We start from the raw sequence: 22,828 nt of genomic DNA, 5'->3' as shown, positions 1-22,828 counted from the left end.
ATCGAGCCCTGCGGTCGGGGCTCACCTGCCCCGAGGACAGCCAGCACATGTCCGGCTCCGTTGACTTGGCGGCCACTGTCCTGACGCGGCTTTCAGGCGAGATACACCGCCTGGAATCGCCGGAGAGCAGACTCGATTGGCCGTGGAGATTTGTTGCGGATCGTATGAGGGTGATGCGCTGATGCCTTTCGGGGGACCTCTTGGTTGACCGTTGGATTAGTGGGGCGTGACTGCGTCGCGGCGGTGCGCGTTCGCCCGCGACAAACAGGCAATTCCGGCAAAGTTCGGTACCTGTCGCTGAAGGCGAGACCGAGTCAACACACCTGCTTGGTTGGACCCGTTGGACGGGTTGACTAGAGTGGTAAACGCGTTGTGAGACGCGGCTCGCTTTGCGATCGTACGGCGAGCGGTTGGTCGGCCCTCGCTCCGGAGGAGCCGATGGATGTACGGGGAAACGGGGAGGAGCGTCGTGCTTCCGTCAGACATGGTGGGGGGCGTGTCGGCGACCAGGGCGGCGAACCTGGAGGCCAGTGGAGAGGCGCTGGACAAGTTCGTGGGCCAAGTGGACAAGGTGCTGAGCGCGCTCGAAGGGTCCGCGGGCAACCCGGCGAAGGTCGGTGCTCAGACGATCAGGGCTACGTCGCTGACGTCGGGTGGGGAGAGCGAGTTCCCTGAGGCGCACGGTCTGTACAAGCAGTACAGCAGGGTTCATCACGAACTCACGACTCTGTCCAAGAGCTTGCACCTGCAGATCGAGGCGATCGGCATCGCGGTCACCGGTGCCCGGAGGGGCTTCGACAATCTGGAAGAGGAGCAGCGTCAGCGGTTCTGGGCGATCCAGGCGGAGATCAAGAAGCTCGAGCCCAGGGCAAACGCCAAGCAGCACGCCAGCAGCGGCACCAAGACGAAGGCGTGACGATGACGGACAAGCAGCACAAGGACGATCTGGATCGCGTCTCTCAGCAGAACTCCGTGACGGACATCGTCCGCGGTATCGAAGACGGACCGCTCGGTGGATTCCTCAATGGCATGGTGCGCTCCGTCGTCGAGACCACGCCCTTCGGGCGAGCCGTCGCCGCCAGGACCGACTTCGACAAGCGCGACCTCGACCTGAACCAGATGATCGATCTGGTCGAGCAGACCGATCCGGAGGACCTCGAATCCTCCGGCAAGGCTCTTTGGGACGCGCGCGATGCCATCAAGAAGGCCGCCGACGATCTCAAGGCCTCCATCGACAAGGTCCACTGGGTGGGCGTGTCGGGAGACCAGTTCCGCGCGTGGGGCGACAACCTCGTGACCAACACTCACCATCTGAGTGAGTTCGCCGGGGCTGCGGGTGACCAGATCACCGCCGCCGCCGTGGGCCTCGCGGCCGTGCGAGGTGGGATGCCGGCTCGTGACACCAGGGCAAACCCGAAGCGGCCCGAGAAGTTCACCGAGGCCGAGAAGGCCGCCAACAAGACGGAGTACGAGCAGGCCGTTCAGGTGGAGAAGCATCGCCAAGAGGCGATCAACCAGATGAACCGGTTGGCGTCGTACTACGCGGTCTCAGAAGAGGTCTTGGCGGCCCTGCCCGCCAAGGACAAGACACCGAACTTCAGTTCGGTGCCCGATGTGGGAGTGCCACGGCCCTCACGTCGGTTCAGCGAGGGTTCTCCCACGCCCGGCACCGGGTCGCACGCAGCGACAGGCTCAGCACCCGCCGTTGGTCACCACTCACCTGTGGTGGGGGCGGACAATGTGGTCCACCACGTCACCGCCGACACCACCCAGCCTCACGTGCCGACGACGCACAACAACCACACCGTCCCGCCCCCTGTGGAACCGCCCGTCGGTACGAACATCGACAGCACCGGCACGCTGCCGCCGCCCACGACCACGCACACGACCGGCCCCACCCCGCCGGTCACCGGAACGCCCCCGGTAGGCGGCGGTCAGTCCGACCCGCTGGGTGGCGCCGGATACCGGGTTCCACTGCCGAATCCAGCATCGGGCCGAAGCCTGAGTGGTTCGGCTGGGTACCGTACCCCTCCCTCCGCTCAGGGGCGGGCGGGCGCGGCCGGGCTGACGAATCCCCAGGGCCCCGGACGCACCGCGGCGCAAGGGCCCATGAATCAGATGGGGCGTGCCACGTCGACGGGACAGTCGGCCGGCAGGGGTACGGCGTCGCCTATGGGCCGTGCGGTCACAGGCGGTACACCACGGCCTGGCGGCACGGCGGCACCTCGGGCGAACACCACGCCGGCCACTGGCGCCGGCCGTTCCAACGGAGTCGTCGGTGGGCGCCCCACGGCCGCCGGTGGTCCGGCGAAGGGCGGGGCGAGGATTCCCCGTGGCACGGTCATCGGGGCTGAAGGACAGGCGAATTCTCAGTCCACGGCCGGCCGGCTCGGTCAGCGTGGTGTCTTCGGAGCGCCCGAGTCCGCGGCGCGGCCCGGCGCGAAGCCGACCGGGTCTCGCACGGGTACGGGTGGGGCCGAGGCCGTCACGGGCAAGCCGGCTGCGCGGAACTCCGCAGGGGGCGCCGAGCGGAGCGGTATGACGCGCGGTGGTGCCGGTCTCGTGCGCGGCGCCGGCCGCAAGGGGAAGCCCGAGGACGCGGACGAAGAGACACAGCTGCACGACAAGCCCCGGCGTGATGTGCCGCCGGTTGCGAACTGACCGCGAGCGAGGACACAGAAGACGATGAAGTCAGGGATGAGCCGACGAGCCGAGCGGACTACGCTCCACGGGACGCGCGGTGGCAGACGAGTGCGTGCTGTGGGCGCGGCCGTCGGTGCCCTGGTGGCGGCGACCGTGGTGTTTGCGCCGGGTGCTGTCGCGGATGATGTCCAGGCGAAGCAGTGGTACCTGGGTCCGATGCAGGCCGAGCAGATGTGGAAGGTCAGCACGGGGAAGGGCGTGAAGGTCGCTGTCATTGACAGCGGGGTGAACGCGGCCACGTCGTCGCTCAAGGGGCAGGTGCTGACGGGCGAGGTTCCGGAGACCGTTGCCTACCGTGCCACGGATGACTATGACGGTCACGGGACGACCATTGCCGAATTGATCGCGGGCACGGGTGCGGGCGGTGGGCTGAAGGGGCTAGCTCCCGGGGCGAAGATCGTTCCATATCGTGTCAAGTTCGATGACTTGAAGGGCAGTGCCGCTGAGCTGAACAGAACGCCGGAGCCCGCGGAGGCGATCAGGGCAGCGGCGGACACCGACGTGAAGATCATCAACATGTCCTTCGGTGCGCAGGGGCCGAGCTCCAAGGAGGAGGAGGCTGTTCAGTACGCCGCTTCGAAGGGCAAGCTGCTGATAGCCGCTGTCGGTAATGACGGCCGGAAGGCGGGAGACACCATCGGGTACCCGGCCGCCTACCCCTACGTGGTAGGTATCGCATCGGTTGACAAGTCCCTCACGGTGTCGAAGTTCTCCTCGTCCGGTAACTACGTAGACCTCTCGGCCCCGGGCCAGGGCTTTCCTGGCTGGTGCGACGGAAACTTCCGCTCCTACTGCGACGATGTGAACGGTACGAGTTCGGCAGCCGCCATCGCCTCCGGTGCCGCCGCCTTGATCTGGTCCGCGCACCCTGACTGGACGGTGAACCAGGTTGCCCGCTCCCTGATCGATACCGCAGGTCGCACCTGGGCGAAGAACGACCCGAGCAAGTACGCCGGCTACGGGCTCATTCGTCCCCGTCTCGTGCTGGCGAATCGGAACTACAACGCGGGCCCGGCCAATGTGGACCCGCTCGCGGCGGAGAACGGCGGCGACCTCCTGGCCAAGTCCGCGGCGTCCTCCACGTCTTCTTCCTCCTCCTCGTCCACCCCTTCCTCCTCCGCATCAACCCCGTCACAAGCCCCTGAAAAGGGTTCTACCGGCGGTACTTCGGCGGCAGGATCGAGCACGGAGTCGTCGAACGACAACACCACCCTCTGGGTCGTCCTCGGCGCCGTAGCAGCTGTCGTCGTGATCGGCGGTGGGGGCGTGGCCGTCGCGCGGGCGCGGCGTGCCAGGTGACGCCGTCAGCCGTCTGTAGCCCTGTGCTCTTCGGATAGGGCGTGCAGTACGCGCCCGCCGCCGTCCGCACTGTGCGGTAGTGGGCCGGGACAGTTGGACCAACGAGACAGACAGAGAAAGGGCTGAGATGGCCGAGAACAAGCAGAAGCTCGAAGATGCCGCAGTAATCCACCTCCAGAAGCAGATGCTGGAGAAGTACGACGGCATCCGGAAGCGGGTGCACGGGCTGCAGGGCGTGATCGACGGCCTGGAGGGCCAGTGGCACGGTATCGGCCGTGCCGCCTTCGACTCGAAGCAGTACGAGATCAACCAGTCGCTGCAGGCCATCGGCGGCATCCTCGGTGACGTCATCGAGGCCATGACCGCGACGCGCAACATCAAGGACAGCAAGGAAGACGAGGTCCGCGCGGCCGTCAACAAGATCGACGTGCGGGACGGCGCTCCCACCGTGTCCCCGCTCAGCTCGTACTGACCGAGCGGCACCCACGACCTCAGCCGGGCACCCCGGCGCATCCATCTGACACACCAGTGAGACGAGGTAACCGGAATGGCCAACAACGCTGACGGCCTGTCAGTCACTTATGACGGGCTCGACGTCGCGGCGACCAAGATCGGCAACGAGGCGAGCCTGCTCGAGCAGGACCTGCAGGAGCTGCGTCGTCTGGTCGTGAGCAGCCTCCAGTACTGGGAGGGCCAGGCCCAGGACACCTTCCACGAGAAGCTGAACCGCTGGGACAAGGAAGCGAACGACATCCACCAGGCGCTCAGCGGCATCGGACACGTCGTCGCCCAGTCCGGCGGTACGTACATGGAAGGCGACAAGAAGGCGGCCAGCTACTTCCGCTAGGCCGAGGGTCGCGGAAGCGACGAAGCCACTGCAGGGTGGGCGCGCGCGGGAGGCGCCCACCCTGTTGTGGTGTCCGGCACGAGGCTGATCGGGAAGCACGGGTGGAGGCCCGGCTCGCATGGCGTGAGCCGGCCCACGCTTCCTGAGGTGCCCCCTTGCCGCCCACGGGCTCGATCACGCATCGGGCACCGCAGCCGGCAGGTCGGCTTCCGAGGCGCAGCCTGCCTCCTGGGCCACCTTGCGGGAGACGGAATTGAGGATCACCATACGGTCCTTGTCGATACTGTTCCCGCGCAATTGGGCACCAGTGGAAGAGAGTTCCGCCTTCACATACTTGGTGTCACCGATGTACGCGTCCTTGGACCCTGCTCTGGTGGGACACCGGAAAAACAGGTCGGCGCCATCACGGCCCACTTGGGCATACAGGCCTACGGGGTATCGGGTTTTGCTGCTGCCGGCTTCTTTGTCGGATGCCGCAGGGTAACTTTGGGATGCCGTGAAACGGATCTCGAGAAGGGGCTTTCCGCTCTCGTCACCGGTCTTGTACACCCAGCACGCTGCGCGCTGACGATACTCGTCGTGCAGGTGCCTGACCGCGTTCTGCACGGAAAACGTACGAGGCTGTCCTGCCTCGTCTGCACCCGTGGACTCGTCCAACTGATCGGTACCAGCAAGGTTGTGCAGCGATTTCCTGGCCGAAGCGTCGAGCGCACCGTCGCACACCCTGCTCGCTGTCGCGCCAGACGTCTCCGCCCGCCCCTGCTCAGAATCACTGCTGCACCCTGCGACAAGAAGCGCCACAGCGGTAAGAGCGAGAACCGTCCCGTATGTACCGTTCCCTGTGATTCGCAGCACTTTACGCCCCTGCTCAGTCTTTATAAGGAGGCCGACCACGCTGGTCGTTCTCGTGGGAGCCGGTGCCCGGACAAGTGCTGCTCCCACTCATCCCACGCCATGCGCGGTTCCTCCCGTCTTCGCCCCGGCCGACGCGCGGAAGCCTCGTCAGATCAGCGGTGTCTACGTGCCTCAGCTCTCCGCATCCACCAACCCGACCTGAACCATCGGCTTCCCCCGCTTCCTGGACACGAAGATCCCCCGCCCCGGCGGCATCGGCCGGGGCCGGACGCCGCCCAGGAGGTCGCCCTCGGCCGGGTCACCCGCGAGGACCACGCCCTGGGCGCCGAGTTCCTTGATGCGCTGCATGAAGGACTCGTAGCCGGCGCGGCCGGCACCCGCTGTGGAGCGGGCGATGATGAAGCGGACGCCGACGTCGCGGGCGAACGGCAGCAGTTCCGTCAGGCCCGCCAGAGGGTTGCCGCTCGACGTGGACACGAGGTCGTAGTCGTCGATGACGACGTACACCGTGGGGCCCCGCCACCAGCTCCGGTTGCGCAGCTGCTCCGGGGTCACGTCGGCGGTCGGGGTGCGGCGCTGCATCAGGTCGGCCAGTGCGTCCATGTGGTGCTGCATCTGGTTCGACATGGGGATGTACTCCGCCAGGTGGGACTTGGGGGTCACCCCGAGCAGCGAGCGGCGGTTGTCGACGACGAAGAGCTTGCAGGTGTTGCCGTCGTACCGTTCGGTCAGGCGCTTGATCAGCAGCTTCAGCAGGTTCGACTTGCCGGACTCGCTCTCTCCGAAGACCAGGAAGAACGGGTCCTGTTCGAAGTCCACGAACACCGGTTCCAGGTTGTCCTCGTCGAGGGCGAAGGAGATGCCCCGGTCCGGGAAGCGGTCCCCCGGCGGAAGCTGCGTCGCCGGGAACTCGCGGGGCAGCAGCCGAACCTCGGGCGCGCCCGGCTCCTGCCAGTGGCGGGTGACCTCGGCCGCGAGGGCGGTCGTAGCCTCCGCGAGGTCCGTGTCGGACGACAGGCCGTCGATGCGCGGGACGGCGGCCATGAAGTGCTGCTTCTGCGGGGTCTGACCGCGGCCCGGAACACCGGTGGGCACGTTCGCCGCGACCTTGCGGTCGATCTCGGAGTCCATGGGGTCGCCCAGCCGCAGCTCCAGGCGGTTCATCAGGTGGTCCTTCAGGTTCGCGCGGACCTCCATCGAGCGCGATGCGGTGAGGACGAGGTGGATGCCGTAGCCGAGGCCGCGCGCGGCGATGTCCAGCACCAACGGCTCCAGCGCCTCGTAATCCGTGCGGAAGTTGCCCCAGCCGTCGATGACCAGGAAGACGTCGCCCCAGGGCTGGTCGGCCACCGAGATGTCCCCGCGCGCCCGACGGGCGCGGAACTCCGCGATGGAGGAGATGCCCGCCGAGCGGAAGTACTCCTCGCGTCGGGTCATGACGCCGTACACCTCGGCCGTCGTGCGCCGGACCTTCTCCGGGTCCAGACGGGACGCGACACCACCCACATGCGGCAGGCCCGCCACCGAGGCCATGCCGCCACCACCGAAGTCCAGGCCGTAGAACTGCACCTCCCACGGCGTGTGGGTCAGCGCGAACGACGCGATGATCGAGCGCAGCAGTGTCGACTTGCCGGACTGCGGGCCGCCGATGATCTGCATATGGCCGGCCGCGCCGCCGAAGTCCAGCCACAGCGGGTCGCGCCGCTGCTCGTACGGCTTGTCGATCAGGCCGGCCGGGATGACGAGCCTGCCCGCGCCCTCGTAACCCGGCTGGGTCATACCGCGGCCGGGCACCGGGGCCAGCCCCGGCAGCAGTGTGTCGAGCGACGGCGGGCTGTCCAGCGGGGGCAGCCACACCTGGTGGGCGGCGGGGCCCTGCGCCTCCAGACGCCGCACGATCACGTCCAGGACGGTGTCGGCGAGCGCGTCGTCCTGCCGCTTGCCGCTCTCCTCCTCCTGCCGCTGCTGCGGGATCGGCGCATACTGCACGGGGACCTCGGCCGCCGTGAACAGGACCGGACGGCGGTCGACGGGCAGCGGGCCGCCGAGCGCCGCGGCCTGCTGGGAGCTGGTGCGGTACACCCCGGAGACGTACGCGGCCTTGAAGCGCACCATCTCGTCCGTGCCGAACTTCAGGAAGCCGGAGCCGGGGACGTTCGGCAGCTCGTAGGCGTCCGGGACGCCGAGCGCCGCGCGGGACTCGGCCGCCGAGAACGTCCGCAGACCGATGCGGTAGGAGAGGTACGTCTCCAGACCCCTCAGCCGGCCCTCCTCCAGGCGCTGAGAGGCCAGCAGCAGGTGCACGCCCAGCGAACGGCCGATACGGCCGATCTGCACGAACATCTCGATGAAGTCCGGCTTGGCGGTCAGCAGCTCGCTGAACTCGTCGATCACCAGGACGAGGGAGGGGATCGGCTGCAGCGGGGCACCGGCCGCGCGCGCCTTCTCGTAGTCGTGGATGTTGGCGTAGTTGCCCGCGTCGCGGAGCATCTCCTGGCGGCGGTTCAGCTCACCGCGGATGGAGTCGCCCATGCGGTCGACGAGGGTCAGATCGTCCGCGAGGTTGGTGATCACGGCCGCCACGTGCGGCAGTTGGGCCATGCCCGCGAACGTGGCACCGCCCTTGAAGTCCGCGAGGACGAAGTTCAGCGTCTCCGAGGAGTGGGTCACGGCGAGACCCAGGACCAGCGTGCGCAGCAGCTCGGACTTGCCGGAACCGGTCGCACCGACACACAGGCCGTGCGGGCCCATGCCTTCCTGTGCCGCCTCCTTGAGGTCGAGCATCACGGGACGGCCGTCCTCGCCGACACCGATCGGCACGCGCAGCCGCTCCGACTGCGAGCGGGGCCTCCAGGTCCGCTTCGGGTCGACCGAGGCGGCGTCGCCCAGGTTCAGCAGATCGGTGAACTCCAGGTTGGCGAGCAGCGGTTCGTCGTCGTCACCGCCCGATGCCATGCGCAGCGGCGCCAGCTGACGCGCCAACGCCTCCGCCGCCTCGTACGAAAGGACGTCCGGGGTCCCCTCGTAGACCATGCCGTGGGCGGACTCCAGGCGCAGTTCCTTCGGCTGCACGACGACCGACAGGTCGCCGCGCCCGATGGTGAGGTCACCCGGTACGACTTCCAGGACCGTCACGCCCTGCAGGCCCTCGGGGCCGGCCAGCAAGGAGGTGGGAGGGAGGGAGACGCCGTCGAGCACCACCACCAGATGAGGCTGTTCCGGAACGGCCGGACCGGAGGGGTGGAAACGCGGGCGGCCCTCCAGGCGCGAGGCGAGGCGGTCCTCCAGTTCCACCGGGTCGCTGCTGATCAGGCGCATGCTGCCGGCGCCGTCGGTGACGCCAGGGGCCTGCACGTGCGGCAGCCACTTGGCCCACTCCCATTCGGGTGCCGACTCGCGTGCGGTGACGACGGCGATGACCAGGTCCTCGGGGGAGTGCAGCGAGGCCAGGGAGGCGGTGACGGCGCGGGCGGTGCCCCGCACGGTGCCCGGTTCGCCGCTGACCGTCACGTGGTAGAAGGCGCGCAGCGACACCGCCATCGGCAGGTCGTCGAGGGTGCTGTGCGTCGCCAGGAAGCGCTGCATCGCGCCGGCCGTCAGGGGCTCCAACTCGTCGACCGGGCCGGTCTGCGGCGGGATCAGGGGCGTGGCCAGGGCCTGCGGGCCGAGGCCCACACGCACCTGCCCGAAGTCCTCGTCGGCGGTGCGCCGTTCCCACACCCGGCTGCCCTCGGCGACCAGGGCCCACAGTTGCTCCGGCGAAGGGTGCAGGTAGTACTGGGTGTCGCGCTGGGCCTTCGCGGTCTGCACGGCGGCGCGTCGGGTCTGTGACAGATAACGGAGGTAGTCACGGCGCAGGTCGGCCATCTGCCCCTGGTTGCCGCGGCGGTAGCGGACCAGCATCGAGATGCCCATGGCGATCGTCGAGGCCACCATCACCAGGCCCATGATCTTCATGAAGGGCTGGGCCTGCGGGTTGAAGAAGAACACCACGGATCCGCCCATGCCCAGCATGGGCAGGAGCTGCATCAGTGCGCCTTCCTGCTGACCGCGCGGGAGTTCCGGCGGAGCCTGCAGCACGACCTCGTCCGTGGGCACTTCCTTCGGCAGTGCCCGCGGTGGGCGCTTGACGACGATGTGGCTCACTACGCACCAATTCCCTTGCCGGACCGAGATGTTTCATCCGCCGCCCCGTGTCAGGCGGACGTCGATCGCGAACCGCGATCCTACTGACAACCGCTGACAACGGCGGGCGGTAGGGTGCCGGTGAAGCGCGTGAGCAGTTGCGAATCGTTCCGGGAAAACCCGGGCAATCCGCACCTGTTCGAAGCAGGCGCCTCCCGTGGGTCCCGGCCAGAACCGCTCGGTCGGGCGGTGGAGCGGGAAGGCGTCGCACAACTTACACAGCATCTTTACGGGCGGAAGGTGCGCGGTGGCACCGTAGGCCGCCCCACCACCGACGAGGGGGAACAGCAGGTGAGCATGACGGCCTCCGCGCCGGCCGGCGCGACCGGTGGACCGGGCACCGGAGCCCCTTCGGGGGCGGGCACGGGCTTCGGTTTCTGCCGCGTCACCATCGTGGCGCCCGACAGCCGCATCGACGTCGCGCTGCCCGACGACGTACCGGTCGCCGACCTCTACCCGGAGATCCTGCGCCTGTCCCAGCAGAGCCCCGCCGAGGGTGCTCCGGTCGGCTACCACCTCGTGCGCCGTGACGGCACCGTCCTCGACGGCGCCCGGTCCTTCACGGCCCAGCGCATCCTCGACGGCGAACTGCTCACTTTGCGGCCGTTCGCCGAGTCCCTGCCCCCGGCCGTCCTCGACGACGTCTCCGAAGCGGTGGCCGCCGCCGTCACCCGGGACCGCACCCTGTGGAGCGGCGACCTCACCCGCGCCGCCGGTCTCGTCGCGGGCGGCGTTCTGCCCGCGCTGCTCGCGTTCGTGGCCTGGAGCTCGCAGATCCGGCACGACATGCACAGCCTTCAGGGCGTCATCGCGGGCGTCTGCGGCATCCTGCTCGTCACGATCGCGTGCGTACGCGCGCGTGTGTACGACGACCGCGGGTCCGCCGTCGCGCTCGGACTCGGCGCCCTGCCCAACGTCGCCGTGGCCGGCTCGGGCCTGCTGTCGCTCTCCGCCGGTGAGGGCATCGGGCGACTGCAGTTCCTGCTCGCCTGCACGACCGTCCTGGTCGCCTCCCTGGTGCTCACTCTGGTGTCGCCGGGCGGCGACGGACCCTTCGTGGCCTTCGTCTTCGCCTCCGCCATCGGTCTGATCACGACCTTCATCGCGATCCTCACCGAGCTGAAGCCCATCGAGACGGCTGCCGTCTGCGCCCCGCTCTCCGTCGTGGCGCTGGCCTTCCTGCCCGGCCTGTCCATGCGCTTCGCCCGGCTGCCCATCGGCTTCGAGCCGCCCAACCCGTCCCGAGGCGGCTACGACACCGGTGAGCCCGCCCCCCAGGAGCCCGTGGACGTCGAGCGCGTGGCCGCCCAGGCCCGGCGCGGCCACGAACTCCTCGTCGGCCTCGTCGGCGGCTGCGCCCTCGTCGCGGTGGGCGCGTCCATCGTCCTCGGCTTCTCCAGCAACGTGTGGGCCCAGCTGCTGGCTCTCGCGACCGGCGTGGCGATGCTCATGCGGGCGCACCTGTTCCGTTACACCGCACAGGTCGGTGCCACGCTGGCCGCGGGCCTCGCCGCCATCGTCTTCCTCGGCCTGGGGCTGGCCCTCAACCCGCCGCGGGACTACCTGGTCGATGCCCTCCGGGGCGACACCGCGGCCCTCGACATCCGGAGCGTCTGGCTCGCCGCCGCCGTCGCCGCGGCCACCGCCCTGGTCACCGCGATCGCCCTGATCACCCCACGGCGCGGTGTCACCCCCTTCTGGGGGCGCTTCCTGGAGATCGCCGAGAGCTTCGTCCTGCTCACGCTGATCCCGCTGGCCCTGGCCGTCTTCGACGTGTACGCGCAGGCGCGGGCCATGACCAGCTAGGAGCCGGACGACGGAAGGGCGTCGTCAGTGGCGAGGAGCCGGACGGCAAAAGGGCGGCACGCGCGCGTGCCGCCCTTCCTCATGCGTGGCTCCCTACACGTCCAACCCCCCGTTATGAGCCATAGGCTCAAGATCGAACTCCCCGTCCCGAGCCCCCAGCACGAACGCCCGCCACTCCGCCTCGGTGTAGCGCAGCACCGTGTCCGGGTCGAGTGAGGACCGCATCGCCACCGCCCCGCCGGGCAGGTACGCGATCTCGACCCGCTCCTCGTGCTCCTCCGTGCCCGGCGCGCAGTGCCACTCGACGCCGGAGATGTCGAGGGCGTACAGCTCGTCCCGCTCCCGTTCCTTGCGCGCCTTGATCTCCGCTTCCGTTTCCGCCATCGTGCAGCGACCCCTTCCCGAGGTAGGTACGGTCCCGGCGCTCACCCTAGTGGCCGGGGCCGCCCCACCAGGACGGTTCGCCGACCGGGCGCAAGGTGCCCGCCATCGCCTGGTACCCTGAGTGACGGCCGTTTGTGTACGCACCCCCGGAACCGCCCCGTGCTCGTTCTGGAGGCCGCGCCCAGCGGATCCCCGCCTCCCGAGTAACGGAAGCTCCCCCGAGACGTAGACCGGGGGCACTCGGTGGCACTCAACAGACTATGAGGAGTACGCGTGTCGCTCGACGCCGCTACGAAGAAGCAGATCATCGCCGAGTTCGGTACCAAGGAGGGTGACACCGGCTCCCCCGAGGTCCAGGTCGCTCTGCTCTCCCGTCGGATCTCCGACCTGACGGAGCACCTCAAGACCCACAAGCACGACCACCACTCCCGCCGTGGCCTGCTGATCCTCGTCGGTCAGCGCCGCCGCCTTCTGCAGTACCTGGCGAAGAAGGACATCCAGCGCTTCCGTACGCTGGTCGACCGCCTCGGCATCCGCCGCGGTGCGGCGGGCGCCCGGTAAGACGCCATGAGGGGAGCGGTTCCCGAAAGCACTCGGGGGCCGCTCCCTTTGCCGTATGCGGGGTACAAGCCGCATACGGACCCCTCCGCCGTACGAGCGGAGACGTGCGAGACGTGCGGAGTGTCACTCACGCTTTGTAGTGTGGTAGCACAACGCAATACGCACGACACGGAACGACGTACGGCACAGCACCACGACGTACGGCACTGAACGAGGAGGAGCGCACCCAGCCGCCGCCGGTCCTCGGTAGTGGCCCCCGGGGGGAAGCGAGCCCCGGGTGCTTCGATCGAAGACCGGCCCGCACCGCACGGAGCGCTTCTCCGCCACCGTCCCCCTGCCACACGGGCAGCCAAGGGACGAAAAGACGATACGTAACGGAGAAAACGCTAGTGGAGAACGAGACCCACTACGCCGAGGCCGTCATCGACAACGGCCCCTTCGGCACCCGCACCATCCGCTTCGAGACGGGCCGCCTGGCCAAGCAGGCCGCCGGCTCCGCCGTGGCGTACCTGGACGACGACACCATGGTGCTGTCGGCCACCACCGCCTCCAAGAACCCCAAGGACCAGCTCGACTTCTTCCCGCTGACGGTGGACGTCGAGGAGCGGATGTACGCCGCCGGCAAGATCCCCGGCAGCTTCTTCCGCCGTGAGGGCCGGCCGTCCGAGGACGCCATCCTCACCTGCCGCCTCATCGACCGTCCGCTGCGCCCGTCCTTCAAGAAGGGCCTGCGCAACGAGATCCAGGTCGTCGCCACGATCATGGCCCTCAACCCCGACCACCTGTACGACGTCGTGGCGATCAACGCCGCGTCCGCGTCCACGCAGCTGGCCGGTCTGCCCTTCTCCGGCCCGATCGGCGGCGTCCGCGTCGCGCTGATCCGCGGCCAGTGGGTCGCCTTCCCGACGCACACCGAGCTCGAGGACGCCGTCTTCGACATGGTCGTCGCCGGTCGCGTCCTGGAGGACGGCGACGTCGCGATCATGATGGTCGAGGCCGAGGCCACCGAGAAGACCATCAAGCTGGTCGAGGGCGGCGCCGAGGCGCCGACCGAGGAGGTCGTCGCCGCCGGTCTGGAGGCCGCCAAGCCCTTCATCAAGGTGCTGTGCCGCGCGCAGGCCGACCTCGCCGCCAAGGCCGCCAAGCCGACCGCCGAGTTCCCGATCTTCCTGGACTACCAGGACGACGTGTTCGAGGCCCTGACCGCGGCCGTCCGCCCCGAGCTGGCCCAGGCGCTCACCATCGCCGGCAAGCAGGAGCGCGAGGCCGAGCTGGACCGCGTCAAGGGTCTGGCCGCCGAGAAGCTCCTGCCGGAGTTCGAGGGCCGCGAGAAGGAGATCTCCGCCGCGTACCGCTCGCTCACCAAGCAGCTGGTCCGCGAGCGCGTGATCAAGGAGAAGAAGCGCATCGACGGCCGCGGTGTCACCGACATCCGCACCCTGGCCGCCGAGGTCGAGGCCATCCCGCGGGTGCACGGTTCCGCGCTGTTCGAGCGTGGCGAGACCCAGATCCTGGGCGTCACCACCCTCAACATGCTCCGCATGGAGCAGCAGCTGGACACCCTCTCCCCGGTGACCCGCAAGCGCTACATGCACAACTACAACTTCCCGCCGTACTCCACCGGTGAGACCGGCCGCGTCGGCTCCCCGAAGCGCCGCGAGATCGGCCACGGCGCCCTCGCCGAGCGCGCCCTCATCCCGGTGCTCCCCACGCGCGAGGAGTTCCCGTACGCGATCCGCCAGGTGTCCGAGGCCCTCGGCTCCAACGGCTCGACGTCCATGGGCTCGGTCTGCGCCTCCACCATGTCGCTGCTGAACGCCGGTGTGCCGCTGAAGGCCCCGGTCGCCGGTATCGCCATGGGCCTGATCTCCCAGGAGATCGACGGCGAGACGCACTACGTCACCCTCACCGACATCCTCGGTGCGGAGGACGCCTTCGGCGACATGGACTTCAAGGTCGCCGGCACCAAGGACTTCGTGACCGCCCTCCAGCTCGACACCAAGCTGGACGGCATCCCGGCCTCCGTCCTGGCCGCGGCCCTCAAGCAGGCCCGCGACGCCCGCCTCCACATCCTCGACGTGATGATGGAGGCCATCGACCGGCCCGACGAGATGAGCCCGCACGCCCCGCGGATCATCACCGTCAAGATCCCGGTCGACAAGATCGGCGAGGTCATCGGCCCCAAGGGCAAGATGATCAACCAGATCCAGGAGGACACGGGCGCCGAGATCACCATCGAGGACGACGGCACGATCTACATCGGCGCCGCCGACGGCCCCTCCGCCGAGGCCGCCCGCGCCACGATCAACGGCATCGCCAACCCGACGATGCCCGAGGTCGGCGAGCGGTACCTGGGTACGGTCGTCAAGACGACCACCTTCGGTGCGTTCGTCTCCCTGCTGCCCGGCAAGGACGGTCTGCTGCACATCTCGCAGATCCGCAAGCTCGCCGGCGGCAAGCGCGTGGAGAACGTCGAGGACGTCCTCGGCGTGGGCCAGAAGGTCCAGGTCGAGATCGCCGAGATCGACTCCCGCGGCAAGCTCTCCCTCGTTCCGGTGATCGAGGGCGAGGAAGGCGACGAGCAGGACAAGGACGACGCCGAGCAGTGACGTCCCGTGGCTCCAAGGTGACGGCCCGCCCCTCTTCGGAGGCGCGGGCCGTCGCCCGTACCCAAACCCTCATCAAGGGCACAGGCGGCATCGGTACGGTCCGCAAGACCACCCTCCCGGGCGGCCTGCGCATCGTCACCGAGACCCTGCCCTCGGTCCGCTCCGCCACCTTCGGTATCTGGGCGCACGTCGGCTCCCGCGACGAGACCCCGTCCCTGAACGGCGCCACGCACTACCTGGAGCACCTGCTCTTCAAGGGCACGACCCGCCGCAGCGCGCTCGACATCTCCTCCGCGCTCGACGCGGTCGGCGGCGAGATGAACGCGTTCACGGCGAAGGAGTACACGTGCTACTACGCGCGCGTGCTCGACACCGACCTGCCGCTCGCCATAGACGTCGTCTGCGACATGCTGACCGGCTCGCTGATCCTCGAAGAGGACGTCGACGTCGAGCGGGGCGCGATCCTCGAAGAGATCGCCATGACCGAGGACGACCCGGGCGACTGCGTGCACGACCTGTTCGCGCACACCATGTTCGGCGACAACGCCCTCGGCCGCCCGGTCCTCGGCACGGTCGACACCGTCAACGCCCTGACCGCCGACCGCATCCGCCGCTTCTACCGCAAGCACTACGACCCGACCCACCTCGTGGTCGCCTGCGCCGGCAACATCGACCACGCCAAGGTCGTACGGCAGGTGCGCGCGGCCTTCGAGAAGGCGGGCGCCCTGCGCGACCCGGACGCGCGGCCCATCGCCCCGCGCGAGGGCCGCCGTACGATCCGCACCTCCGGCAAGGTCGAACTGCTCGCCCGCAAGACCGAGCAGGCCCATGTCGTGCTCGGCATGCCCGGCATCGCCCGCGCCGACGACCGTCGCTGGGCGCTGGGCGTGCTCAACACCGCCCTCGGCGGCGGCATGTCCTCCCGCCTCTTCCAGGAGGTCCGGGAGAAGCGCGGCCTGGCCTACAGCGTGTACTCGTACACCTCCGCCTTCGCGGACTGCGGCCTGTTCGGCGTCTACGCCGGCTGCCGGCCCAGCCAGGTGCACGACGTCCTGCGGATCTGCCGCGACGAACTCGACCACGTCGCGCAGAACGGTCTGACCGACGACGAGATCGCCCGCGCCATCGGCCAGCTGCGGGGCTCCACGGTCCTGGGCCTGGAGGACACCGGTGCGCTGATGAACCGTATCGGCAAGAGTGAGCTGTGCTGGGGCGAGCAGATGTCCGTGGACGACATGCTCGCGAAGATGGCGGCGGTCACCCCGGACGAGGTCCGCGCGGTCGCCCGCGACATCCTGGGACAGCGTCCGTCGCTGTCGGTCATCGGCCCGCTCAAGGACAAGCAGGCCGCACGGCTGCACGACGCGGTCGCCTGAAACACCACCGGTTAGGAAACAGGAACATGAGCAAGCTGCGCGTGGCGGTCCTCGGTGCCAAGGGCCGGATCGGGTCGGAGGCGGTCAAGGCGGTCGAGGCCGCCGAGGACATGGAGCTGGTCGCCGCCCTCGGCCGCGGCGACAAGCTGGAGACGCTGGCGGAGACCGGCGCCCAGGTCGCGGTCGAGCTGACCACCCCCGCGTCGGTCATGGGCAACCTGGACTTCTGCGTCCGCCACGGCATCCACGCCGTCGTCGGTACGACGGGCTGGACCGAGGACCGCCTCGCGCAGCTGAGGGGCTGGCTCGCCCAGTCCCCGGAGACCGGCGTGCTCATCGCGCCGAACTTCTCCATCGGGGCCGTGCTGACGATGAAGTTCGCGCAGATCGCCGCGCCGTACTTCGAGTCGGTCGAGGTGGTCGAGCTGCACCACCCGAACAAGGTGGACGCGCCGAGCGGTACGGCCACGCGCACCGCCCAGCTCATCGCCGAGGCCCGCCGGGCGGCCGGGACGGCACCGGCGCCGGACGCCACCGTCACGGCCCTGGACGGTGCGCGGGGCGCCAGCGTCGACGGCGTCCCCGTGCACGCGGTCCGCCTGCGCGGCCTGCTGGCACACCAGGAGGTCCTGCTCGGCGGCGAGGGCGAGACCCTCACCGTCCGCCACGACTCCCTGCACCACAGCAGCTTCATGCCGGGCATCCTGCTCGGCGCCCGCCGGGTGGTGAGCACTCCGGGCCTCACCTTCGGCCTGGAGCACTTCCTGGACCTGAGCTGAGACGACCGAGCCGAGACGGACGCCTGCGATGCGCGCGAAGATCACCTACCTCGTCACGGCCGCCGTCCTGGTCTTCTATTTCGTCCTGGTCGGCAGCCGCGGCGTCATGCTCATCCAGTCCGGCACGGCCGTCACCGTCACCTTCGGCGTGGCGGTGCTGGTCCTGCCGGTCATCGGCCTGTGGTTCCTGTGGAAGAACACCCAGTTCGTCCGCAAGGCGAACCAGCTCGCCGCCGAACTCGACGCCGAGGGCGGACTGCCGGTCGACGAGCTGAGGCGCCTGCCCAGCGGCCGTATCGACCGCGACTCGGCCGACGAGGTGTTCGCCAAGCGCAAGGCCGAGACGGAGGCGTCCCCGGACGACTGGCGCTGCTGGTTCCGCCTGGCCGTCGCCTACCACGACGCCCGCGACACGCCCCGCGCCCGCAAGGCGATGCAAAGGGCCATCGCCTTGCACGACGGGAAGCCGGTCCAGGCCGCCTGACAGCGCGCCCTCACCCGCAAGCCCGGCAGCGCCGGCTCAGCGGCCCCCGTACTCCGCCGCCCACGCCTCCACCGCGTCCGCCGCCCGGTCGAACGCCATCGGCCGGCCGAGGAAGTCCAGGCCGTGCGTGGTGAGCAGCGGCGGGGTGTCCTCCGGACGCCGGTCCTTGCGGACCAGCGCCAGCGCCTGCCCCTGCACCGTGCGCGGCAGGCCCAGCCAGCGCACCGGCTGCTGCACCGTCCGTACCGAGACCACCCGCGCCCACGGCACCGTCCGCGTCACCAGCAGGCCGGTCCGGCGCAGTCCGCGCCGGCTGACCCACACCCCCATGCGCAGCAGCCGCAGCGCGCCGGCGACGATCACCAGGCCCACGCCGAGGACCAGCCCGGCGTCGGCCGGCGAGCCGGTGAGCGCGGTGAGTACGGCGGCGAACAGCACGAACGAGGCGAGCAGCAACGCGAGCGCCGCCGCGCCCACGCGCCACGGACCGGGCCGGTAGGGGCGCCGCCAGCGGTCCGGGTCGTCGTACGGCAGCGCGCTCTCGGCCGTCGTCTCGAAGGTGCGGTCGGCCGTCAGGAAGGGCAGGGGCACGGCGGGTCCTCACTCGGTCCTCACGGGGGCTGTGCCGGTGAGGCTATCCGGCGCCGTTCCCGCTCACCAGCCTTGAGCGTCCGGAAGGGGCAGTACCCGCGCTCAGTGCCCCTGGGACGCCTGGGACTGCTGAGCCGGCGTATCGGACGGCGTGGAGAGCGCCGGCATGCCCAGGACCAGGGCACCTATGAGGCCGGCGACGATGGTGAGGCCCAGCAGCCCGCGCCCGGCCATCTCGCCGAAGGACGCGCGCCGACGGGGCGGGGGAGTGACATTGCTGCGAAACCTGTCCGCCTCGGCCAGGAAAGCGAAGGGTACGGGCTCTCGCCGACGGAACATCGTGGGTGCCGCTCCTCTCCGGGTTGGTGATCGAATGTGCAGACCTCACCGGTACAGACGATCGAGTGACACAAAAGGTGCCCTTGTCCGAAAAAATCGCGGGTGCGTTTTTTGAGGCGAGGTGGTGCCAGGCCCCGCCGGGTGCCCCCGTAAGGTGGTCGCCAACCACCGAAGTGATGGGAAGGACCCCAACCCCCGTGACCACCCCCGAGTCGCTCACGTTCCGCAGTGACGTCACCGTCGAGCTGGTGAAGTCCAGCGCTTCGGACGCCGACGTGCTCTTCGCCGCCCGCGTCTCCACCGCCGGTGAGCAGTCCCTGGACGAGCTGAAGAAGGACCCCGAGCGCTCCAAGGGCCTGATCAACTACCTGATGCGCGACCGGCACGGCAGCCCGTTCGAGCACAACTCGATGACGTTCTTCATCAGCGCCCCGATCTTCGTCTTCCGCGAGTTCATGCGGCACCGGGTCGGCTGGTCGTACAACGAGGAGTCCGGCCGCTACCGCGAGCTCCAGCCGGTCTTCTACGTCCCCGACGCGTCGCGCAAGCTGGTCCAGGAGGGCCGCCCCGGCAAGTACGTCTTCGTCGAGGGCACCCCGGCCCAGCACCAGGCCGTGAGCAGCACCCTGCGGGAGTCGTACGAGCAGGCGTACACGGCGTACCAGAAGCTGCTCGCGGAGGGCGTCGCCCGCGAGGTGGCCCGCGCGGCCCTCCCGGTCGGCCTCTACTCCTCGATGTACGCCACCTGCAACGCGCGCTCCCTGATGCACTTCCTCGGCCTGCGCACCCAGCACGAGCTGGCCAAGGTGCCGTCCTTCCCGCAGCGGGAGATCGAGATGGTGGGCGAGAAGATGGAGGCGGAGTGGGCGAAGCTCATGCCGCTGACGTACGCCGCCTTCAACGCGAACGGGCGTGTGGCCCCGTAACGAAGCCTTGTTCCCCTCCCGGGAACGGATGTACGGGTCAGCCGGGCGAGGTGTCCGTATTGCGGCATTTAGAGAAGTTCATCTAGCCTGATCAAACGGACCCGGCACTGCTTGAACCCCCGAGCAGGCAGTGCCGGGCTCCCTCTTTGTCCTGACTTTCCCGGCACCCCGAGGGCACACCTCGTATCGAGCACCGAGTAGCGTGTTACCCATGGCTCCGACCTCGACTCCGCAGACCCCCTTCGGGCGGGTCCTCACCGCCATGGTCACGCCCTTCACGGCGGACGGCGCACTCGACCTCGACGGCGCGCAGCGACTCGCCGCCCACCTGGTGGACGCAGGCAACGACGGCCTGATCATCAACGGCACCACCGGCGAGTCCCCCACCACCAGCGACGCGGAGAAATCGGACCTGGTACGAGCCGTCCTGGAGGCCGTCGGCGACCGCGCCCACGTCGTCGCCGGAGTCGGCACCAACGACACCCACCACAGCGTCGAGCTGGCCCGCGAGGCCGAGCGCATCGGCGCCCACGGCCTCCTGGTCGTCACGCCGTACTACAACAAGCCCCCGCAGGAGGGCCTGTACCGGCACTTCACGGCCGTCGCCGACGCCACCGGCCTGCCGGTGATGCTCTACGACATCCCCGGCCGCAGCGGCGTCCCGATCAGCACCGAGACCCTCGTCCGGCTCGCCGAGCACCCCCGGATCGTCGCGAACAAGGACGCCAAGGGCGACCTCGGCCGCGCCAGCTGGGCCATCGCCCAGTCCGGCCTCGCCTGGTACTCCGGCGACGACATGCTCAACCTCCCGCTGCTCTCCGTGGGCGCGGTCGGCTTCGTCTCCGTCGTGGGCCACCTGGTCACCCCCGACCTGCGCGCCCTGGTGGACGCGTACACCTCGGGTGACGTCGTCAAGGCCACGGAGATCCACCAGAAGCTGCTCCCGGTCTACACCGGCATGTTCCGCACCCAGGGCGTCATGACCGCCAAGGCCGCCCTGGCCCTCCAGGGCCTGCCCGCCGGACCGCTGCGTTCGCCCATGGTCGAGTGTTCGCCCGAGGAGATCGCCCAGCTCAAGATCGATCTTGCCGCCGGCGGGGTACAGCTCTGACAACAGACTTGGCACCACAGGGGCTTCACAACTGAAGAACAACAGAAGACGCAGGCCACCGGTGCCTGCCATCGACAACGACAACTGCTTCCGCACGAACGTCATGCGCGCCACGTGCCGTACCGGTACGTGGCGCGCGTGGTGAGGAGAGTCTTTTGAGTCATCCGCATCCTGAACTCGGCCCGCCGCCGCCGCTCCCGAAGGGCGGCCTGCGGGTCACGCCGCTCGGCGGCCTCGGCGAGATCGGCCGAAACATGACGGTCTTCGAGTACGGCGGTCGCCTGCTGATCGTCGACTGCGGAGTGCTCTTCCCCGAGGAGGAGCAGCCCGGAATCGACCTGATCCTGCCGGACTTCTCGTCCATCCGGGACCGCCTCGACGACATCGAGGGCATCGTCCTCACGCACGGCCACGAGGACCACATCGGCGGCGTCCCCTTCCTGCTCCGCGAGAAGCCGGACATCCCGCTGATCGGCTCCAAGCTCACCCTCGCGCTCATCGAGGCCAAGCTCCAGGAGCACCGGATCCGCCCGTACACCCTGGAGGTGGCGGAGGGGAACCGCGAGCGCATCGGCCCCTTCGACTGCGAGTTCGTCGCCGTCAACCACTCCATCCCGGACGCCCTGGCCGTCGCCATCCGCACCCCCGCCGGCATGGTCGTGCACACGGGCGACTTCAAGATGGACCAGCTCCCGCTGGACAACCGCCTCACGGACCTGCACGCCTTCGCGCGACTGAGCGAAGAGGGCATCGACCTCCTCCTCACCGACTCCACGAACGCCGAGGTCCCGGGCTTCACCCCACACGAGCGCGACATCTCCAACGTCCTGCGGCAGGTCTTCGCCGGCGCCCGCAAGCGGATCATCGTGGCGAGCTTTGCCAGCCATGTCCACCGCATCCAGCAGATTCTGGACGCGGCCCACGAGTACGGCCGCCGGGTCGCCTTCGTCGGCCGCTCCATGGTCCGCAACATGGGCATCGCCCGGGACCTCGGCTACCTGAAGGTGCCGCCGGGCCTGGTGGTCGACGTCAAGACGCTGGACGACCTGCCCGACCACGAGGTGGTCCTCGTCTGCACGGGCTCCCAGGGCGAACCGATGGCGGCCCTGTCCCGCATGGCCAACCGCGACCACCAGATCCGCATCGTCGAGGGCGACACGGTCATCCTCGCGTCCTCGCTGATCCCCGGGAACGAGAACGCGGTCTACCGCGTGATCAACGGCCTGACCCGCTGGGGCGCCAACGTCGTCCACAAGGGCAACGCCAAGGTGCACGTCTCCGGCCACGCGTCCGCGGGCGAGCTGCTGTACTTCTACAACATCTGCCGCCCGAAGAACCTGATGCCGGTCCACGGCGAGTGGCGCCACCTGAGGGCGAACGCGGAGCTGGGCGCCCTGACCGGCGTCCCGCACGACCGGATCGTCATCGCCGAGGACGGCGTGGTGGTCGACCTGGTCGAGGGCAAGGCGAAGATCTCCGGCAAGGTCCAGGCCGGTTACGTCTACGTCGACGGCCTCTCGGTCGGCGACGTCGGCGAGCCGGCCCTGAAGGACCGGAAGATCCTCGGCGACGAGGGCATCATCTCGGTCTTCGTGGTCATGGACGCCTCCACCGGCAAGATCACCGGTGGCCCGCACGTCCAGGCCCGTGGCTCCGGCATCGAGGACTCGGCCTTCGCCGACGTGCTCCCGAAGATCACGGAGGTCCTGGAGCGGTCCGCCCAGGACGGCGTCGTGGAGCCCCACCAGCTCCAGCAGCTCGTCCGCCGCACCCTCGGCAAGTGGGTCTCGGACAACTATCGCCGCAGGCCGATGATCCTGCCGGTGGTCGTGGAGGTCTGACACCTCGTCGGTTCGAACCAGGAGCGGGGGGGGGGGGGGGGGGGGGGGGGGCGGGGCCCGCCCCGGACCGCATAGGAGAACCCGACCCGCGCCCCCCCCACCCCCACCCGCCCCCCCCAGCCGCCCCGGGGC

19 protein-coding genes are annotated in these 22,828 nt (G+C 69.3%); 14 read left to right on the top strand and 5 right to left on the bottom strand.

Annotated elements, in window-relative coordinates; translation table 11 throughout:
- Positions 1-496: 496 nt before the first annotated feature.
- The 5 genes from ABZV94_RS22045 (at position 497) to ABZV94_RS22025 (ending at position 4,849) form a co-directional block, all read left to right on the top strand.
- Positions 497-916 (top strand): hypothetical protein, encoded by a 420-nt coding sequence (locus ABZV94_RS22045; protein WP_356342659.1) that lies wholly within the window; start codon positions 497-499, stop codon positions 914-916.
- 2 nt (positions 917-918) lie between these two features.
- Positions 919-2,661: a hypothetical protein gene (locus tag ABZV94_RS22040; RefSeq protein ID WP_356342657.1), complete on the top strand. Its 1,743-nt coding sequence runs from the start codon at positions 919-921 to the stop codon at positions 2,659-2,661.
- A gap of 99 nt (positions 2,662-2,760) precedes the next feature.
- A complete protein-coding gene (locus ABZV94_RS22035; protein ID WP_356342655.1) occupies positions 2,761-4,002 on the top strand; it encodes a S8 family serine peptidase in 1,242 nt (413 codons plus the stop codon).
- 127 nt (positions 4,003-4,129) lie between these two features.
- Positions 4,130-4,474, top strand: coding sequence for a hypothetical protein (locus ABZV94_RS22030; protein ID WP_030657588.1), 345 nt, complete (start codon positions 4,130-4,132; stop codon positions 4,472-4,474).
- Positions 4,475-4,549: 75 nt separating this feature from the next.
- A complete protein-coding gene (locus ABZV94_RS22025) occupies positions 4,550-4,849 on the top strand; it encodes a WXG100 family type VII secretion target (RefSeq protein ID WP_030657590.1) in 300 nt (99 codons plus the stop codon).
- Between the two features lie 174 nt (positions 4,850-5,023).
- Here ABZV94_RS22025 and ABZV94_RS22020 read toward each other — a convergent pair whose 3' ends face one another.
- Positions 5,024-5,572, bottom strand: a complete 549-nt coding sequence (locus ABZV94_RS22020; protein ID WP_356342652.1) for a hypothetical protein — start codon at positions 5,570-5,572, stop codon at positions 5,024-5,026.
- 303 nt (positions 5,573-5,875) lie between these two features.
- Entirely contained in the window at positions 5,876-9,850 is a 3,975-nt protein-coding gene (gene eccCa, locus ABZV94_RS22015) for a type VII secretion protein EccCa (RefSeq protein ID WP_356342650.1), read from the bottom strand.
- A 336-nt stretch (positions 9,851-10,186) separates the two neighbouring features.
- On the opposite strand from eccCa, the gene eccD reads away from it, so the two are divergent.
- A complete protein-coding gene (eccD, locus tag ABZV94_RS22010; RefSeq protein ID WP_356342697.1) occupies positions 10,187-11,695 on the top strand; it encodes a type VII secretion integral membrane protein EccD in 1,509 nt (502 codons plus the stop codon).
- Positions 11,696-11,788: 93 nt separating this feature from the next.
- Here the strand turns inward: eccD and ABZV94_RS22005 are convergent, their stop codons facing one another.
- A complete protein-coding gene (locus tag ABZV94_RS22005; protein WP_356342648.1) occupies positions 11,789-12,079 on the bottom strand; it encodes a DUF397 domain-containing protein in 291 nt (96 codons plus the stop codon).
- Between the two features lie 273 nt (positions 12,080-12,352).
- On the opposite strand from ABZV94_RS22005, the gene rpsO reads away from it, so the two are divergent.
- From rpsO to ABZV94_RS21980, 5 genes are all read left to right on the top strand, one after another.
- Entirely contained in the window at positions 12,353-12,640 is a 288-nt protein-coding gene (rpsO, locus tag ABZV94_RS22000) for a 30S ribosomal protein S15 (protein WP_030657602.1), read from the top strand.
- A gap of 389 nt (positions 12,641-13,029) precedes the next feature.
- A complete protein-coding gene (locus ABZV94_RS21995; RefSeq protein WP_356342646.1) occupies positions 13,030-15,249 on the top strand; it encodes a polyribonucleotide nucleotidyltransferase in 2,220 nt (739 codons plus the stop codon).
- Complete coding sequence (locus ABZV94_RS21990) at positions 15,246-16,625, top strand: pitrilysin family protein (protein ID WP_356342644.1); 1,380 nt, start codon at positions 15,246-15,248, stop codon at positions 16,623-16,625. Before ABZV94_RS21995 ends, ABZV94_RS21990 begins: the two co-directional genes overlap by 4 nt.
- Positions 16,626-16,651: 26 nt before the next feature.
- A complete protein-coding gene (gene dapB / locus ABZV94_RS21985) occupies positions 16,652-17,404 on the top strand; it encodes a 4-hydroxy-tetrahydrodipicolinate reductase (protein ID WP_356342642.1) in 753 nt (250 codons plus the stop codon).
- A 28-nt stretch (positions 17,405-17,432) separates the two neighbouring features.
- On the top strand, positions 17,433-17,888 hold the full coding sequence (locus ABZV94_RS21980) for a hypothetical protein (RefSeq protein ID WP_356342640.1): 456 nt from the start codon (positions 17,433-17,435) through the stop codon (positions 17,886-17,888).
- Between the two features lie 36 nt (positions 17,889-17,924).
- Here ABZV94_RS21980 and ABZV94_RS21975 read toward each other — a convergent pair whose 3' ends face one another.
- Positions 17,925-18,479 carry a hypothetical protein gene (locus ABZV94_RS21975; RefSeq protein WP_356342637.1) on the bottom strand — a complete coding sequence of 185 codons (555 nt, stop codon included), beginning with the start codon at positions 18,477-18,479 and terminating at the stop codon, positions 17,925-17,927.
- Between the two features lie 102 nt (positions 18,480-18,581).
- Positions 18,582-18,818 (bottom strand): hypothetical protein, encoded by a 237-nt coding sequence (locus ABZV94_RS21970; RefSeq protein ID WP_356342635.1) that lies wholly within the window; start codon positions 18,816-18,818, stop codon positions 18,582-18,584.
- Between the two features lie 176 nt (positions 18,819-18,994).
- Here ABZV94_RS21970 and thyX point away from each other — a divergent pair, with 176 nt between their 5' ends.
- From thyX to ABZV94_RS21955, 3 genes are all read left to right on the top strand, one after another.
- The gene (gene thyX / locus ABZV94_RS21965; RefSeq protein ID WP_356342633.1) at positions 18,995-19,744 is read left to right on the top strand and encodes an FAD-dependent thymidylate synthase; all 750 of its coding nucleotides are present in this window, start codon (positions 18,995-18,997) and stop codon (positions 19,742-19,744) included.
- Positions 19,745-19,955: 211 nt separating this feature from the next.
- Positions 19,956-20,855, top strand: coding sequence for a 4-hydroxy-tetrahydrodipicolinate synthase (dapA, locus tag ABZV94_RS21960; RefSeq protein WP_356342631.1), 900 nt, complete (start codon positions 19,956-19,958; stop codon positions 20,853-20,855).
- Positions 20,856-21,010: 155 nt separating this feature from the next.
- Positions 21,011-22,696, top strand: coding sequence for a ribonuclease J (locus tag ABZV94_RS21955; protein WP_356342629.1), 1,686 nt, complete (start codon positions 21,011-21,013; stop codon positions 22,694-22,696).
- Positions 22,697-22,828: the final 132 nt, after the last annotated feature.

This window comes from Streptomyces sp. NPDC004658 (genome assembly GCF_040609555.1).
GTDB lineage: Bacteria > Actinomycetota > Actinomycetes > Streptomycetales > Streptomycetaceae > Streptomyces.
The sequence above is the reverse complement of the archived record's forward strand: the minus strand, read 5'-3'. Positions and strand labels throughout refer to the sequence as shown.